General features: G+C 68.8%; 14 protein-coding genes and 1 pseudogene. 8 read left to right on the top strand and 7 right to left on the bottom strand.

What is annotated here, in order from left to right; all coding sequences use genetic code 11:
* Window position 1 precedes the first annotated feature (1 nt).
* From modB to BXA11_RS18305, 3 genes are all read left to right on the top strand, one after another.
* Window positions 2-772 carry a molybdate ABC transporter permease subunit gene (gene modB, locus BXA11_RS18315; RefSeq protein ID WP_083744353.1) on the top strand — a complete coding sequence of 257 codons (771 nt, stop codon included), beginning with the start codon at window positions 2-4 and terminating at the stop codon, window positions 770-772.
* Window positions 769-1,800, top strand: a complete 1,032-nt coding sequence (locus BXA11_RS18310; protein ID WP_030507794.1) for an ABC transporter ATP-binding protein — start codon at window positions 769-771, stop codon at window positions 1,798-1,800. The genes modB and BXA11_RS18310 overlap by 4 nt, the downstream gene beginning before the upstream one ends.
* Before the next feature lie 73 nt (window positions 1,801-1,873).
* Window positions 1,874-2,725, top strand: a complete 852-nt coding sequence (locus BXA11_RS18305) for a TIGR03619 family F420-dependent LLM class oxidoreductase (protein WP_076436324.1) — start codon at window positions 1,874-1,876, stop codon at window positions 2,723-2,725.
* A 16-nt stretch (window positions 2,726-2,741) separates the two neighbouring features.
* Here BXA11_RS18305 and BXA11_RS18300 read toward each other — a convergent pair whose 3' ends face one another.
* The gene (locus BXA11_RS18300) at window positions 2,742-4,193 is read right to left on the bottom strand and encodes an MFS transporter (protein WP_076436072.1); all 1,452 of its coding nucleotides are present in this window, start codon (window positions 4,191-4,193) and stop codon (window positions 2,742-2,744) included.
* Between the two features lie 141 nt (window positions 4,194-4,334).
* Here BXA11_RS18300 and BXA11_RS18295 point away from each other — a divergent pair, with 141 nt between their 5' ends.
* On the top strand, window positions 4,335-4,940 hold the full coding sequence (locus BXA11_RS18295) for a TetR/AcrR family transcriptional regulator (protein ID WP_076436069.1): 606 nt from the start codon (window positions 4,335-4,337) through the stop codon (window positions 4,938-4,940).
* A gap of 99 nt (window positions 4,941-5,039) precedes the next feature.
* Here the strand turns inward: BXA11_RS18295 and BXA11_RS18290 are convergent, their stop codons facing one another.
* The gene (locus BXA11_RS18290; RefSeq protein WP_076436066.1) at window positions 5,040-5,555 is read right to left on the bottom strand and encodes a DUF6624 domain-containing protein; all 516 of its coding nucleotides are present in this window, start codon (window positions 5,553-5,555) and stop codon (window positions 5,040-5,042) included.
* A gap of 267 nt (window positions 5,556-5,822) precedes the next feature.
* Between BXA11_RS18290 and BXA11_RS18285 the strand changes: the two genes are divergently transcribed.
* Complete coding sequence (locus BXA11_RS18285) at window positions 5,823-6,677, top strand: DUF6745 domain-containing protein (RefSeq protein ID WP_076436322.1); 855 nt, start codon at window positions 5,823-5,825, stop codon at window positions 6,675-6,677.
* A 122-nt stretch (window positions 6,678-6,799) separates the two neighbouring features.
* On the opposite strand, the gene ehuA is transcribed toward BXA11_RS18285, so the two are convergent.
* Genes ehuA through ehuB form a run of 4 tightly spaced genes read right to left on the bottom strand, consistent with a single transcriptional unit; the run spans window position 6,800 to window position 9,908 of the window.
* A complete protein-coding gene (gene ehuA, locus BXA11_RS18280; protein WP_076436064.1) occupies window positions 6,800-7,561 on the bottom strand; it encodes an ectoine/hydroxyectoine ABC transporter ATP-binding protein EhuA in 762 nt (253 codons plus the stop codon).
* Window positions 7,562-7,592: 31 nt separating this feature from the next.
* Window positions 7,593-8,246, bottom strand: coding sequence for an ectoine/hydroxyectoine ABC transporter permease subunit EhuD (gene ehuD / locus BXA11_RS18275; RefSeq protein WP_076436062.1), 654 nt, complete (start codon window positions 8,244-8,246; stop codon window positions 7,593-7,595).
* Entirely contained in the window at window positions 8,243-8,968 is a 726-nt protein-coding gene (ehuC, locus tag BXA11_RS18270; RefSeq protein ID WP_239104867.1) for an ectoine/hydroxyectoine ABC transporter permease subunit EhuC, read from the bottom strand. The genes ehuD and ehuC overlap by 4 nt, the downstream gene beginning before the upstream one ends.
* Window positions 8,969-8,975: 7 nt before the next feature.
* Window positions 8,976-9,908 (bottom strand): ectoine/hydroxyectoine ABC transporter substrate-binding protein EhuB, encoded by a 933-nt coding sequence (gene ehuB, locus BXA11_RS18265; protein WP_076436060.1) that lies wholly within the window; start codon window positions 9,906-9,908, stop codon window positions 8,976-8,978.
* Window positions 9,909-10,693: 785 nt separating this feature from the next.
* On the opposite strand from ehuB, the gene BXA11_RS18260 reads away from it, so the two are divergent.
* The 3 genes and pseudogenes from BXA11_RS18260 (at window position 10,694) to BXA11_RS18250 (ending at window position 13,792) form a co-directional block, all read left to right on the top strand.
* Complete coding sequence (locus BXA11_RS18260) at window positions 10,694-12,232, top strand: RICIN domain-containing protein (protein WP_076436058.1); 1,539 nt, start codon at window positions 10,694-10,696, stop codon at window positions 12,230-12,232.
* Between the two features lie 504 nt (window positions 12,233-12,736).
* Window positions 12,737-12,931, top strand: a pseudogene (locus BXA11_RS18255) (transposase); the annotation flags it as partial.
* A gap of 507 nt (window positions 12,932-13,438) precedes the next feature.
* A complete protein-coding gene (locus tag BXA11_RS18250) occupies window positions 13,439-13,792 on the top strand; it encodes a helix-turn-helix domain-containing protein (protein WP_076436056.1) in 354 nt (117 codons plus the stop codon).
* A 98-nt stretch (window positions 13,793-13,890) separates the two neighbouring features.
* Here the strand turns inward: BXA11_RS18250 and BXA11_RS18245 are convergent, their stop codons facing one another.
* The gene (locus tag BXA11_RS18245) at window positions 13,891-15,324 is read right to left on the bottom strand and encodes a DEAD/DEAH box helicase (RefSeq protein ID WP_076436054.1); all 1,434 of its coding nucleotides are present in this window, start codon (window positions 15,322-15,324) and stop codon (window positions 13,891-13,893) included.
* Window positions 15,325-15,448: the final 124 nt, after the last annotated feature.

Genomic DNA, 15,448 nt, shown 5'->3' with positions numbered 1-15,448 from the left:
CATGCCGTGGCCGCTGCTGGTGCCCGCACTCGCGGGGCTGGCCTTCCTCGTCCTCCCGCTGGCCGGGCTGCTGGTCCGCGCCCCGTGGGCGACCCTGCCGGGGCGGCTGGCCGAGCCGCGGGTGCTGGAGGCCCTGCGGCTCTCCCTGGTGACCGCGACCATCGCGACGGCGGTCTGCCTGCTGCTCGGCGTGCCGCTCGCCTGGCTGCTGGCCCGTACGACCCTGCCGGGGAGGCGGTTGCTGCGCGCGCTGGTCACCGTGCCGCTCGTCCTGCCCCCGGTCGTCGGCGGCGTCGCGCTGCTGCTGGTGCTCGGCCGCCGCGGGCTCGCCGGGCAGTGGCTGTACGACGCCTTCGGCGTCTCCCTGCCCTTCACCACCACGGGAGTCGTCGTCGCGGAGGCGTTCGTCGCCATGCCGTTCCTCGTCATCGCCGTGGAGGGGGCGCTGCGCGCGGCCGACCAGCGCTACGAGGAGGCCGCGGCGACGCTGGGAGCCTCCCGCTGGACCGTCTTCCGCCGGGTCACCCTGCCCATGGTCGCCCCCGGCGTGGTGGCCGGCGCCGTCCTGTGCTGGGCCCGCGCGCTCGGCGAGTTCGGGGCGACCATCACCTTCGCCGGGAACTTCCCGGGCCGGACGCAGACCATGCCGCTGGCCGTCTACCTGGCGCTGGAGACCGATCCTGACGCCGCCATCGTGCTCAGCCTGGTGCTGCTCGCGGTCTCGGTGATCGTGCTGGCCGGGCTGCGCGACCGCTGGGTGGGCGCCACATGAGCGTGCGGGCCCACCTGGTCGTCGAACGTCCCGCCTTCCGGCTGGACGTCCGGATCGCCGCCGCGGCCGGTGAGGTGGTGGCGCTGCTCGGCCCCAACGGCGCGGGCAAGACGACCGCGCTGCGCGGCCTCGCCGGGCTCACCCCCCTGAGCGGCGGGCGCGTCGAGCTGGACGGCGCCGAGGTGCAGCGGCTGCCCCCGGAACGCCGCAGGATCGGCGTGGTCTTCCAGGACTACCTGCTGTTCCCGCACCTGTCCGCCCTCGACAACGTCGCCTTCGGGCCGCGTTGTCAGGGGCTCGGCAAGGCCGCGGCCCGCCGGGTCGCCGCCGAGCTGCTCGACCGCGTCGGCCTCGCCGGCCACGCCCACGTCCGCCCCGGGCGTCTGTCCGGAGGCCAGGCGCAGCGCGTCGCCCTCGCCCGCGCCCTTGCCGTACGGCCCCGCCTGCTGCTCCTGGACGAGCCGCTGGCCGCCCTCGACGCCCACACCCGCCTGGAGATCCGCGCCGAACTGCGCCGTCACCTGGCCGGCTTCGACGGCGCGACCATCCTGGTCACCCACGACGCGCTCGACGCGATGGTCCTGGCCGACCGGCTCGTGGTGATCGAGAACGGCGCCGTCGTGCAGACCGGCACGCCGAGCGAGATCGCCCGCCATCCGCGTACGGACTACGTCGCCCGCCTCGTCGGCCTCAACCTCTACCGGGGGGAGGCCGACGGCCACCACGTCGTCGTGGGCGACGTGCGCTTCAGCAGCGTCGAACGCCTGACGGGGCCCGCCTTCGTCGCCTTCCCGCCGTCCGCCGTCGCCCTCTATCGGAGCCGTCCGGACGGCAGCCCCCGCAACCTGTGGCGGGCCGTCATCGACGGCATCGAACGACACGGAGACAACGTCCGCGTGCACCTCCACGGGCCGATCCCGCTGCTCGCCGACGTCACCCCGTCGGCCGCCGCCGACCTCGACCTCATCCCGGGCCAGGACGTCTGGGCCGCCGTCAAGGCCACCGAGACGCACGCCTACCCGGCCTGAACGGACCCCGCCCTTGCCTTGACGCCTGCGACAAGGTTCTAGCGTGATCGTGAACACCGGCCTGAGGAGCCCGATGAGATTCGCGATCGCCTACTCCACCGCCGACGGGCTCGACCCCGACAGGCTCGTCACTTTTGCCCGCCATGCCGAGGACTGCGGCTTCGAGGGGCTGTACCTGCCGGAACACATCGTCTTGTATCCCGGTGCCGCGATCGGTCCCTACGAGATCCCGCCGACGCTGCCCTACCCCGATCCGCTCGACTGCCTGGGCTTCGTCGCGGCGGCCACGCGACGTCTTCTGCTCGGCACGGCCGTGCTGCTGCTGCCCTACCACCATCCGGTGGTCCTGGCCAAGCGGCTGGCGACCATAGACGTGCTGTCCAGAGGGCGGATGCGGCTGCTGACCGTGGGGCTGGGCACCCTGCCCGGCGAGGCCGAAGCGGCGGGGGTTGATTTCGGCACCCGCGGACGCCGCGCCGACGAGGCCATCGACGTGCTGCGGCTGCTGTGGGAGGGGGCCGAGAAGGGCGTCGGCTACCACGGTGAGTTCTTCGGTTTCGACGATGTGTGCAGCTATCCCAAGCCCTATGGCGTCACCCACCTGCCGATCCACGTGGGAGGGTCGAGCAGGGCCGCCGCGCGTCGCGCCGGACGGCGCGGCGACGGCTACTTCCCGGGCGGCGCGCTCACCCCGCAGGAACGTGCGGTCCAGTGGGAGCTGGCCCGTACGGCGGCGGCCGAGGCGGGTCGTGATCCCGATGCGCTGGAATACACGCGCTGGGGGTCGATCGACATGTCCCCCGAACGCGTCGAGGTGTACGCCGCACAGGGCGTGACTCGCATCGTGGTCAGCCCCTCGTCCACCGAACCGGAACGGCAGCGGGACGAGATGTCCGCGTTCGCGGAGCGGTTCGCCCTCCGGTGAGGCTGGGGAGGATCGGTCAGGCGCGCGGCGCGCGATCGCGTCGTACGCGCAGGAAGACCGCGGTGAGGAGGACGCCCAGCAGGACGAGGGCGGCGTCGGTGGTGACGGCGGCCGTGACACCGTGCAGGACCGCCCCGGCGGACGCCGCGCCCCCGGCCGCGGCGGTGGCGATCGCCGACATGATCGGGGTCCCCATGGTGATGCCGGCCTGCTGGGACATCGACGCCAGGCCGGTGGCCAGGCCCTGCTCGTGGTCGGGGAGGCCGGTGGTGGCGGTGACCATGAAGCCGACGATGACGAGCATGTTGCCCACGCCGCCCAGGAAGGTGGCGGGCAGCAGCAGCCCCATCGAGGCCGGCGTGTCTCCCAGGAAGATCAGGACGGCGGTGAAGCCGGCCTGGAGCAGCCCGCCGCCGATCAGGACGGCCACCGTGGACGTACGGGCGATCGCCTTCGGGGCGAGCACGCCGCCGGTCACGGTTCCCGCTCCCAGGACGGCGAAGGAGAGCCCGGCGGCGAGGGCCGAGAAGCCGAGGGTCTTCTGCATGTAGAGGGTGAGCAGGTACACCAGGGACGTCTCAGTGGCGAAGGCGAGCAGCCCGAGCACGTTTCCCCAGGCCACGGTGCGTTTGCGCAGTACGCGAACCGGGACCAGGGGCTGGGCGGCCCCGCGTTCGACGAGATAGAAGACGACCAGCAGGACGGCCCCGGCCAGCAGGCCCGTCAGGGCGAGGGGCTCGGTCCAGCCGTGTTCGCCGGCCCGGGTCAGGCCGTAGACGACGCCGAGCAGCCCGAGGGTGACCGACAGCGCGCCGGGCAGATCGATCTTCGGGCGGGTGGCCGGGTGCGACTCGGCGATGACGGCGGGGGCGACGAGGAGCACGACCAGGGCGACGGGGACGTTGACGAAGAAGGCCCAGCGCCAGGACAGCAGGTCGGTGAGCACGCCGCCGAGGACGGCGCCGGCGGTGAACCCGGCGGACATGAGCGCACCGTTGAGGCCCAGCGCCTTCTGACGCAGCGGGCCTTCGGAAAAGGACGTGGTGAGCAGGGCGAGACCGGCCGGGGTCGCGGCGGCGGTGGCGAGCCCCTGGGCGATGCGGGCGACGATGAGGACCGCGGGGCTCGGGGCGAGCCCGCCGGCGAGCGAGGCCGCGCCCAGGAGTGCGAGGCCGCCGAGGAAGATGCGCTTGCGGCCGATCAGGTCGCCGATGCGGCCGAAGAAGAGGGTGAAGCCGGCCGCGCACAGAGCGAAAGCGGTGGAGATCCACTGCAGATCGGCCAGGGAGAATCCGAGGTCGTCGCCGATCGCGGGCAGCGCCACGTTCAGGATCGAGAAGTCGACGGCCAGCATGAACTGGGCGACCAGCAGCACCGCGAGGATGACCTTCAAGCGGCCGGTCAGGCGCGGCGGTGGTGTCTCGTGAGCGGCGGACGCGGCCGCCGCTGGACATTTCGTAGTGGACATGACAGGGATATCCCTTCGGACACGGAGGCGGTGCGTCGACTTAACGGGTCTGCCGTCCCGTTAAACTGAAGAGGACGCTAGCACCTCGTAACGCCTTAAGGGAACAGCGGTCCCGATAGTGGCCTCTGGGAAGGAGCCGTCATGGCAGCAACTCCACCGCCCGGTGCCGTCCGGCCAGGCGGACGTACGGCCCGCGTCCGGGAGGCCGTCCTCGAAGCCGCCGCCGACACCTTGGCCGAGAAGGGCTTCGACGGGCTCGACCTCGGCGAGATCGCGCGTATCGCGGGAGTCGGGAAGACCACCCTCTATCGCCGCTGGGGCACGCCCGGCGTGCTCGCGGCCGACCTCCTCCAGGACATGGCCGAACGATCCCTGCCCCGCTCGCGCAACGGCGACATCGACCAGGATCTGCGCGACAACGCTCACCTGGTGCTCAAGACCCTCACCGATCCCCGCCAGGGGCGGCTGTTCAAGGCGCTGATCGCCGCTTCGCTCTGCAACGAGCAGGCGGCGCAGGCGTTGCGCCGCTTCTACGCCGTGCGCATCGACGAATGGGCCGGCTGCGTCACCGACGCGATCGAACGAGGCGAGCTGCCCCCCGGCACCGATCCGCGCCGGGTGATCGCCATGGTCTCCGCGCCCCTGTACTACGCCCTGCTCAACACCGGGGAACCTCTGGACGAGGCGGCGGCGGATCGGGCCGCGGCGGCCGCCCTCGCAGCGGCCCGCGCCGGCGCCCTCACCTGATGCCGCCTGCGACGGGCGACAGCCCGCCCTCGGCGCTGTGCCCATCGGCCGGCGCCCCGACGCCCTGTAGGCACACCGGCAGGTACGGCGGGAACGGCGTCAGGCGTCGCCCTCGTAAAGGCGCCGCATTTGCGCTTCATACTGCTCGAACGGCTCCAGGCCCGCTGCGGCGCGCCGGTCGTCCAGTTGATCCGCGTCCTCTATCGGGTGTGGTTTGAGGCCGCTGCCATCGTTGAAGAACTGAGTTCCATAGAGCTGAGGACGACCGGAATTAACGCGCACTCGATCCTCGAGGTATGCGAGGTGGGCGGGCTTCGCCTCGTTCCGGGCAACGGCGTCGGAAAGCGCCCGGTGGAATTCGCGCTGAACCTCGGGCGAGGCGTCGGCGTGCTGGGCGAGTAGCCATGCCGCGAGCTCCCCATCCTCTCCTACCTGGGACAAGAGCGGCCAGCCGCGCATGACGACCACCGAACGCAGCCATGCCGTGTTGTCCCGATCGATGTTCCTCCACTGGGCCATGCGCTCCTGGTTCAGAGGCTCCTCGGCCGGTTCGCGGATTTCCTGATCGACCTTCATGCGCTTCAGCAGTTCCGCCCGCAGTTCGTCGTCAGTCATGTTCCGACTTTACGATGCGGGCAGCTTCAGGTCAGCTTGTGAAAGCTGTGCAATCGATTTCGGAATACACCTGGAATGCCGTCGACCGGGTGCGGCTTTCGGTGCCCGCTCCCCGGCCCCATTCCCCGCCTCGCCGGGATCGCCCCGTCCGCTGCGGAGCAAGCGGTGCCCGATCGAGTGGTTGCGCGCAGCGCGCAACACAGGCCATCATCGAGGCATGATCTCCAACCGAAAGGGCGGCGACGCCCACGCGCGGTGACCGCGCTCATGCGGCGCTATGCCGCCGCCGAACCTGTGGCCGACGTCCGGAGCAAGAGCGCTCACGACCGGTGGCAGGAAGCAGTCAAGATCCGGCAGGAGTGGCTGGACCACGGTCTGTCCACACAGCCCGCCGACCGGCGGACCGTCGAACACAGCCTCACCGCCATCTACGCGAGAATCTCTCGCCCGAAGCCCCGGTTCGAATGGGTCGACTCGCCGTACAAGGCGATCCCGCTTGTCGCCGGCCTGCCCACTCTCGACCAGCTCTACGGGTGGATCCGGGATCCTCATCCGCGGGGGACACCGCCACTGGCCGGCGATCTGGCCATGATCGAGTCTCAGTTGCGCGGCGCACTCAGCGCCGGTGTCTCCCACAGCGACCCTGAGCTGTCCCCGGTGCGGAGGGGTAAACGGGGCGAGCCCTGGCCCGAACTGCCACCGCCGAAGGCGCTCGACGCCGGCGTTCCCCTGGGTGTGGTGCTGCACCAAGGCATCCGCACCGCACTGCACCGGAGCCTCGCACACGGATTCCGCATCCCGATCCGTGGCACGCTCCCCGGCGGCGGGCCCCTGCCGGCGTGCTGGTACGGGCAGCAGGACGCGGCGTGGGTCGCCTACTACGACGCCCTGCACCGGCTCGGTCTGGCCTCCTACGGACCGGACGAACTCGAGCATCTCGGCCACTGGGCCGCACTGGTGCGCTCCTGCGGCTGGTGGTGGCCCGGCGAGGACGTGTGCGTCGTCGTGGATCGGCCCGAAATGATCCGCACCGAACCAGTGCCGGGAACCTGGCATGACGAGGTCCGGCTCCGCCGCGGTGGCGTCCGCTACCGCGACGGCTGGCATCCGCTGCTTGCCTGACCCACGGGCGGGCCGGGACGAGACAGCCTGTCCCGTCCCGGCCCGCCCGTGGCCTGCTCCCCGACAGCGGACCCGCGCCGGCGCGGGCGTACGGCCGGCATATGCGGTAGCCGCAGGCTGGTTCAGGCGTTGAGCACGGCCTGGAGGAAGTCGCGGGTGCGCTGCTGCGCCGGCTCGGTGAAGATCTGCTCGGGCGACCCCTCCTCGACGATCTGCCCCTGGTCGAACATGAGGACCCGATGGGAGATGTCTCTGGCGAAGTTCATCTCGTGGGTGACGCACAACAGCGTCAGGTTGCCCTGGTGTGCGATGTCGCGCAGGAGGTTCTGCACGCCGGAGACGAGTTCGGGATCGAGTGCCGAGGTGACCTCGTCGAGCAGCAGCACCTCGGGTTCCATCGCGAGGGCCCGCGCGATGGCGACCCGCTGCTGCTGCCCGCCGGACAGCTGCGACGGGTGTGCGTGTGCCTTGCCGGCCAGGTCGACCATCTTCAGCAGCTCGCGGGCCTTCTCCTCCGCCTGCTCGCGCGGGACGCCGAGGGCGCGGACCGGGGCTTCGGTGATGTTGCGCAGGACGTTCATGTTCGGGAACAGGTTGAACTGCTGGAACACCATGCCGATCTTCTTACGGACCTGACGCAGGTGGCGCTCGTCCGCGGGCACCTGCCGGTCGCCGCGCCGCATGTGAGATAGGCACTGGCCGTCGACGTGGATGGTGCCGGAGGTGACCCGTTCGAGGGTCATCAGCAGGCGCAGGATCGTGGTCTTGCCCGACCCGCTCGGGCCGATCAGCGTGACGCGCTCGCCGCGTTCGACGTGGAAGTCCAGCTCACGCAGGACCGTCACGTCACCGAACCGCTTGCCGACCTTGTCGAACCGGATCATCAAGGGCTCCTCGGCCCGGGCGGACTGGGTTTCAGGTGTCAAGGCGGCGCTCCATACGGCGGATGAGGATCGACGCGGGGATCGCGATGAGGAGGAAGAACAGGCCGGCGACGGTCATCGGCTCCAGGTAGCGGAAGCGCTCGGAGCCGAGCTCGCGGGCGAGTCCGATGACGTCGACGACGGTGATGACGGACAGCTGCGGCGATTCTTTGAATATCGCGACGAGGTAGTTGCCCAGGGCGGGCAGCGACCGGCGCACGGCCTGCGGGAGGATGACGCCGATCCAGGTCCAGCGGCGCGGCAGGTTGAGGGCGATCGCCGCCTCCCACTGACCCTTCGGCACCCCGTCGATGCCCGCTCGGTACACCTCGGAGGTGTAGGAGGCGTAGTGCACGCCGAGCCCGATGATCCCGGTCGTCAGCGCGGTCATCCTGACCCCGAAGTCCGGCATCACGTAGTAGAGGACGAAAAGCTGCACCAGCAGCGGCGTGCCGCGGATGAACTCGCTGATCGCCCCCACCGGGCGGCTGATGTACGGCCGGCGCGAGCGGCGCAGCAGCGCCACGAAGAGCCCCAGGACGAAGGCGAGCACCGCCCCGCCGAGCGTTGCCTGGAGGGTGACGAGCAGACCCTGGGTCAGGAGACCCGGGAGGATTTCCAGCGTCCAGTCCCAGTCCCAGATCATCGGGCCGCCTCCGCTGCCCGCGCGGCCCGGCGTCGCGGCCTCTCGCGGCCCACCATTCGGGCGGCCCGCCTCTCGACGAACCTCATCAGCAACGTGATCAGGTACGAGAGCAGGAAGTAGATCGCCAGTAACAGCGCAAAGACGATCAGCTGGTCACTGCCGGAGTTGACGAGCAGCCGGCCCTCGTAGGCCAGATCGGCCACGGTGATGGCGGACAGCAGCGACGTCGCCTTGAGCAGCTCGATGAGCAGGTTGTTCATCGGGGGGACCATCTCGACGAACGCCTGCGGCAGGACGACGTACCGCATTCGCTGGAACGGCGAGAAATTGAGCGCGACGGCGGCCTCACGCTGGCCGCGCGGCACGGCGCGCACCGCGCCCCGCACCACCTCCGAACCGTACGCGCCGAGGTTGAGCCCGAGCGCGAGGACGCCGGCGAAGATCTTGTCCAGCTGGAAGCCGGTGAGGAGGGGCATCGCGTAGAACAACCAGAACAGCTGCACCAGCACCGACGTGCCGCGGAAGAACTCCATGTAGACGCGGGCGACGGCCCGTACGCCCCGGTGGCGCGAGGTCGCCATCAGCCCAACGGGCAGGGCGATGGCGAGCACGGAACCACCGATGGCGCTCTGCAGCGTGATGAGGGTCCCGTCGCACAGGAAGGGCATCGTCTCGCCAAGGACGCCGGGCAGCTCCGCGCTGCACGGATTGATAGTGATCATGCTCGTGTCAGGAACCCGCGCACAGTTGTTGTGCGGTGAGCTTGGCGGCGTTGTCGACCTCGGTCTGGGTGAAGCCGAACTTCTCGATGATCGGCAGCATGCCCTTCGCGTCCTGCAGCTTCTTCAGCTCGGCGTTGAACGCCTGCAGGAGCGCGGTGTCGTTCTTGCGGAAGCCGTATCCACCGGCGCCGACCTGCTCCTTGCCGCCGACGACCGGGACGAACGACTCGGTCACCTCCAGCGGCTCGTCCGCGTACTGCTGCTGGAGGGTCCAGCGCAGCGAGACGGCGGTCAGCGCGACGGCGTCCACCCGGCCGGCGAGGATGCCCTTGAACGCGGCGTTCTGGTTGGGGAAGACCTTGATCTGGTCGCCCTTGACGCCGCCGCTCTCCGCGTACCCCTTCTCGACGGCGCCTTCGAGCACGCCGACCTTGGCGCCGCCTCCGGCGATGTCCTCGAAGCTCGTGATCTGCTTGGGGTTGCCCTTGGCCACCAGGAACGCGTTGGCCGCGGCGTAGTCGGGGTTGGAGAAGGCGATCTGCGCGCACCGCTCGGGGGTGATGAACATGCCGGCGGCGATGAAGTCGTACTGCCCGGACTGCAGCCCCGGAATCAGGGAGCCGAAGGAGTCGACGATCTGCGCCTCCAGCTTGTCCACGCCGAGCGCCTTGAAGATCACGCGGGCCACTTCAGGAGCCTCGCCGGTCAGGGTGCCGTCCTTGTCGCGGTAGCCGTACGGCTGCTCATTGGCGATGCCGACCTTGATCGTCCCCGCCTGCTTGAACTTGGCCAGCGGGTCGGCCTCCATGCTGGCGCCGGTACTGCCGCCGTTGTCGACGCGGCTGCAGCCGGCGATCAGGGCCGGGGCACCGGCGAGCGCCGCCACGGTCAGCCCCGAGCTCTTGAAGAAATCCCGACGTGTCCAGCGGTGGGCCGTCACGCTTCGCTCCCGTTCGTCCCGTTGTCGTCACCATGCTTGTCCACGCGAATCTTTAGCAACGGGCGGACCTTGCCGTTCCGCGCGTTCATCGGACCGGCGATGTGTTTCGCCAACATGGCCCTCGAACGTAGCGGAGTGCTTCATGTGCCCCTTTTGAGCGTTTCGAGGTGGAGGTGTTTGAGAGCTTGGGTGACCGGGTAGGGCGGCAAGTTTTCCGTTTCCTGAGCCGCCGGAGCGGTGTTTGCTCCTGTCGTGCTTCGTGTCACCAACCTTTGACCAGTGCAAACGTCCTCGCTGCCGGCATGCGGGCGCCTTCTGTGAGAGCTTGCAGGGTCGTCACGGAAAGGTCGCGATCCGGGCACGGCGCGCTTCCGCCTGCAAAAAATCTTGTGATTTTGCTCGCGGGACATTGATGTCAACCTGTGACCTGGGCAAACCCCGAGATTCCGGCCCGCCGCGCCGCAGGGGAGGCCGTAACCAGGGGGTCAGTGATCACCCGGAGCCGTGCTGCCACGTGGCCGTGGCCATGTGCAGTCTCCGCACCGTGCGGCCGGTGCGGTGGAGTCGCATCGGCGCCGTCGGGGCGTTGGCGTGACCAGGAAGTCGGCCTGAAATTTACAGCGGTGCCCATGACGGACCAGCGGTTCGAGCGCGTCGTCTCCCTTTCTGTTGACGCACTCCCGCCTCCTCTCTAGCGTGAGGCCTCCGTGGGTGTTGTTATCGCTAACACTGTGGACTAGTGAAATTTCGACCCAGTAATTCAGGTCTAGTGATGGGACATTTTCATGGCACTGAGCACGGCGTCCGATGGTTACTCATCAGGACCATCGTGGAGCGTCCGGTCGTTGCGCCAGTTGCTGATCGCCCTTGTGCTGACCGCGCTCGCCGCAGTGGCAGCCCTCGTTCCCGCGCCGTCGGCCAATGCCGCCACCAGCCAATTCCGAGGCATGAACTGGGCCGTGCTGGGTGACAACTTCAGCACTGGCACGCTCGTCCTGCAGGGCCTGAGCCAGTCCGACAGCAACGCGACAGTACGGGCCAAGGCCAACGCGCTCTATGACCACATGGAATACGTCATGGGGGTCAACACCGTCCGGTTGCCTATCAACACCCACACTGTGGCCAACACGACCTGGTGGAACTCCTACCGCGGCGCCATCGACGCCGCCGCCGACCGTGGATTCAAGGTCATCCTGGCCTATTGGGAGGACGGCGCAGCCTCCGGCGGCAGGATCACGAACCTCGCCGCATGGAACGCGATGTGGTCCACCGTGACCAACACGTACGGCTCGAACGGCAACGTCTACTTCGAGCCGATGAACGAGCCGCACGGCTACTCATCGGCGGAGTGGCGCAACGTAGCAGCGAACTGGCTCAGCACTCACACCTCGGCGGTGCCCGGCCGGGTGCTCATCGGCGGCACCGGCTTCAGCCAGGACCTCCGGGACATCTGCAACGACAGCCGCTTCAACTCGACGCTGCTGTCCTTCCACTACTACGCCTTCTTCTACAGCGCGATGACCTACGACGCCTTCCGGAGCCACATCCAGACGCTTCTGGGCAACTGCGCCTCCCGCGCGATCGCGACGGAATTCGGCGCGCCGATGTCCACCGGCCTCAACTACGCCGACCCGAACAGCACCGACAACTTCGTGCGCTACCTCCGCGCCATGGCCCAGGTCATGCGTGACAACCAGATGGGCGGCACCTACTGGCCCGCCCTCGGCGGCAAGCCGGGCAACATCGGCTACGACTGGTACTCGATGTACGCCCTCGGCGGCAGCGGCACCAACCTCACCTTGACCATCCGCAACCAATCCGGCGCCGACCGGGTCCGCTACGGCTGGGGCGACACCGTCCGCGACTCCACCCCTTCACCTTCACCTTCGCCTTCGCAGCAGCCGGAGACGTTCTACAGGCTCAACGTGCGCCACAGCGGCAAGGCCATGGACGTCCTGCAGGCGAGCACCGACAACGGCGCGCGCGTCGACCAGTACACCTACGGCGGCAATCCATGGCAGCAGTGGCAGTTCCAGGACGCCGGCAGCGGCTACTGGCGCATCGTCAGCCGCCACAGCGGGAAGTGTCTTGATGTGGTGAGCGCTTCAACCGCCGACGGTGCCGAGCTCATCCAGTACACCTGTGGCACCGGCGCCAATCAGCAGTTCCAGATGGTCGCCAACGGTGGCTACTTCCAGCTCCGGGCACGACACAGCGGCAAATGCGTGGACGTACCGTCCGCATCGACGGCGGACGGCGTGATCCTCAAGCAGTATTCGTGCAACACCGGCGCCAACCAGCAGTGGTCGCGTACGGCCGTCTAACGGTCGACTCGACGTAACCGCGGATCCGCGGTCCCTCCCCGGTGCCGATCTCGTGCTGTGCGCTCGGTGCCGGGGATCCGGACAGCGGCGTTGTGTGGTCGGCCTGAGGTGCGGTGTCGGTCCTGCCACCGGTCCGTCTCCCCGGGCCGCCGTCCCAAATCGACAAGACGCGATGGCCGCTCCACGTAACGCCACCGAGGGGTGAGCCGGCTGGCTGGCTGGGACGCACATGAACTACACGCTGCCACTCCTGCGGCTGAACAGGCACATCCTGCCGACCTTCGGCCCCACGCGAATGGTCGACGTCCTTTCCCGAGCACGTCAGGGCATGGATCGCGAAGCTGAAGGAGGACGGCGTCAAGGCGCCGGCCATCAAGTACGCCAAGGTCCTGCTCAGCGTCATCTTCACGACCGCGCTCAACGATCAGATGACGTACATCCACCCCCGCCGGGGTGTGAGAACGCCGACCGTTGCCGTGAAGCCCCGGACCGTGATCACGCCCGAACAGCCAGGTCGGCGTGTTCTTGGCCTATGCCACCCCGCGCGGGCGGGCATTGGTCGATCGCCGCCTCTACCTGCCCGAACACTCCTGGCGGGCCGACCAGGGCCGGTGCCGTTCCGCCGGGGTGCCGGACGAGACCGCCTTCGCCACCGAACCCGCCCTGGCCGCGCAGATGATCGCCGCCGCGTTGGACACGGAAGGGCTGCCGCGCTCGACACCGAAAATCTGTGTTCGCGACAGTAGACATTTGTTGCTGTCGGGGCTAGTGTTTCTCGCATCGTAAGGAACGGTTCGGCCGGGCAGCGGAAGTACTGGCAACACGATGAACTGCCCGGAGCACGATGAAGTTGGAAGTTGATGGCAGCAGGTCGGACGTGACGGGCCAGCGCAGTGGTCAGGGGCCCTGATCGAGGATGCGCTGCCGCAGGTGAAGCCGGACAGTGGTCCGGAAAGAGATGAAGGGAGTGTTTGACGCCATCAGGATCGCCCGTTGCCGGCTGAGTCTCGCCGCTCGGGTACCGCAGCTCCACAGATGGGAAGGTGGTCTACGGTCACGCATCCGCGATCCCCGCACCCCCGCCGCTCAGTACGGCGGATGCGGAAAACAGTGAGCCGGCCAGATGGCCGGTAGATGGTGTTGAACTCTTCGGGGCCCCGGCGCTACAGGTGCCGGGGCCCCCTGTTCGCATGATGAAAGGAATCTATGGATCAAACGCACCCAGCCGGTGACGAGCGCGCTGCTGCCAGGACCACACACAGCACCGAAGACCGGTTCGATGATGAGGACTACCCCGCCTACAGCATGGGCACGGCCGCGGAGATGCTCGGGGTCAGCCCGTCGTTTCTACGGGCCCTCGGCGCCGCCAAACTGATCGAGCCGAAACGCTCCAGCGGCGGCCACCGACGCTACTCCCGCTACCAACTGCGACTGGCTGCGCGCGCCCGGGAACTCGTCGATCGGGGCACTCCTGTGGAAGCCGCCTGCCGGATCATCATCTTGGAAGACCAGCTCGCCGAGGCGCTGCGCATCAACGAATCCCGCACGACCGGAGACTGATACCGGCGGCTTTGTCACCCCTGCGCCTGGTCTCCAATCGCGTTACCGGCATGTGGGAGCTGTGCGCCTGGCCGCCGCAAGGGGCGGTCATCCAACTGCTACCCGAATCGTCGGCCGTTGCGTCCTACCCGACGATTCACAACCGGTGCGGTGATGGTCACGGGGATCCCTGAGGGAGCCTGGGCGCCCGTGATACGTCTTAGTTCGGCCTCACCCGAACGGACCTGACTGGTCCGCGGGACGATACCGGCGTCGGCCATCAGGCGGCTCATGGCACGGCGCTGGTTGGGCAGGACGAGGGTGACGACGCTGCCGGACTCGCCGGCGCGGGCGGTGCGGCCGCCGCGGTGCAGGTAGTCCTTGTGGTCGCTCGGCGGGTCGACATTGACGACGAGGTCGAGGTTGTCGACGTGGATGCCGCGGGCTGCGACGTTGGTCGCCACCAGCACCGTGATGTGGCCGCTCTTGAACTGGGCGAGGGTGCGGGTTCGCTGGGGCTGGGACTTGCCCCCGTGCAGCGCGGCGGCGCGTACGCCGCTGTCCAGTAGCTTTTCGGTGAGCCGATCCACGGCGTGCTTGGTGTCCAGGAACATGATCACCCTGCCGTCGCGAGCAGCGATCTCCACAGTGGTGGCCTGCTTGTCGGCGCCTTGAATGTGCAGCACGTGGTGCTCCATCGTGGTGACCGTGCCCGCCGAGGGGTCAACCGAATGGACCACCGGGTCGGCCAGGTAGCGGCGTACCAGCAGGTCGACGTTACGGTCCAAAGTGGCGGAGAACAGCATCCGCTGGCCCCCGGGGCGCACCTGGTCGAGCAGATGGGTGATCTGCGGCATGAAGCCCATGTCGGCCATCTGGTCGGCCTCGTCCAGCACGGTGATGCCGACCTGATCGAGGCGGCAGTCGCCGCGCTCGATGAGATCCCTGAGCCGTCCCGGGGTCGCGACGACGACCTCGGCACCACCGCGCAACGCTTGGGCCTGCCGGCCGATCGACATACCGCCGACGACGGTGGCCAGCCGCAGCTTCAGTGACCGGGCGTACGGGGCGAGCGCGTCGGTGACCTGTTGGGCCAGCTCCCGAGTGGGAACGAGGATCAGGGCCAGCGGCTGCCGCGATTCGGCGCGTTGCCCGGCGGTGCGGACGAGCAAGGCCAGGCCGAAGGCGAGCGTCTTGCCCGACCCGGTACGCCCCCGCCCCAGGACATCCCGGCCTGCCAGGGAGTTCGGCAGCGTGGCCGCCTGGATCGGGAACGGTTCCTTCATACCCAGGCTGGTAAGCATCTTCGTCAGCGCGGGCGGCATGTTCAGTTCAGCGAATGTCGCGGCTGCCGGCAGGGCCGGGGTGACGGTGACAGGCAGTGCGAACTCCCCCTGGAGCGCGGCGGGACGCCGCCCGTGACCACCGGAACGCCTGGGGGTGCCTGAACGACCCAGAACCGACGAGCCGAATCGGTCGCCCCTGCCGGGGTCGGCAGAGCCGCCCGTGCGGGTGGGAGAGTAGCGGTCGTGCTTGCGAGTTGCATGGTTCATACAGAACCTTCCTCGATGCGGCACGTGTCAAGGATTCTCGGCGCGATGAGCGGCGTAAGAATGGCGGCACGAGCCGAAGAAAAACGAGCCGAGCCGACGGAAAGCAGCCTGCACTCGTGTGTCG

The sequence above is a fragment of the Microbispora rosea genome, from assembly GCF_900156315.1.
Lineage (GTDB): Bacteria > Actinomycetota > Actinomycetes > Streptosporangiales > Streptosporangiaceae > Microbispora > Microbispora rosea.
The sequence above is the reverse complement of the archived record's forward strand: the minus strand, read 5'-3'. Positions and strand labels throughout refer to the sequence as shown.

Coding starts and splice junctions, on each gene's coding strand:
- ehuC (WP_239104867.1), bottom strand. CDS start 8,968: ATGATCACTATCAATCCGTGCAGCGCGGAGCTGCCCGGCGTCCTTGGC.
- BXA11_RS18305 (WP_076436324.1), top strand. CDS start 1,874: ATGAGATTCGCGATCGCCTACTCCACCGCCGACGGGCTCGACCCCGAC.
- BXA11_RS18300 (WP_076436072.1), bottom strand. CDS start 4,193: ATGTCCACTACGAAATGTCCAGCGGCGGCCGCGTCCGCCGCTCACGAG.
- ehuA (WP_076436064.1), bottom strand. CDS start 7,561: ATGATCCGGTTCGACAAGGTCGGCAAGCGGTTCGGTGACGTGACGGTC.
- ehuD (WP_076436062.1), bottom strand. CDS start 8,246: ATGATCTGGGACTGGGACTGGACGCTGGAAATCCTCCCGGGTCTCCTG.
- BXA11_RS18310 (WP_030507794.1), top strand. CDS start 769: ATGAGCGTGCGGGCCCACCTGGTCGTCGAACGTCCCGCCTTCCGGCTG.
- BXA11_RS18250 (WP_076436056.1), top strand. CDS start 13,439: ATGGATCAAACGCACCCAGCCGGTGACGAGCGCGCTGCTGCCAGGACC.
- BXA11_RS18245 (WP_076436054.1), bottom strand. CDS start 15,324: ATGAACCATGCAACTCGCAAGCACGACCGCTACTCTCCCACCCGCACG.
- BXA11_RS18295 (WP_076436069.1), top strand. CDS start 4,335: ATGGCAGCAACTCCACCGCCCGGTGCCGTCCGGCCAGGCGGACGTACG.
- BXA11_RS18290 (WP_076436066.1), bottom strand. CDS start 5,555: ATGACTGACGACGAACTGCGGGCGGAACTGCTGAAGCGCATGAAGGTC.
- modB (WP_083744353.1), top strand. CDS start 2: ATGCCGTGGCCGCTGCTGGTGCCCGCACTCGCGGGGCTGGCCTTCCTC.
- BXA11_RS18285 (WP_076436322.1), top strand. CDS start 5,823: ATGCGGCGCTATGCCGCCGCCGAACCTGTGGCCGACGTCCGGAGCAAG.
- BXA11_RS18260 (WP_076436058.1), top strand. CDS start 10,694: ATGGCACTGAGCACGGCGTCCGATGGTTACTCATCAGGACCATCGTGG.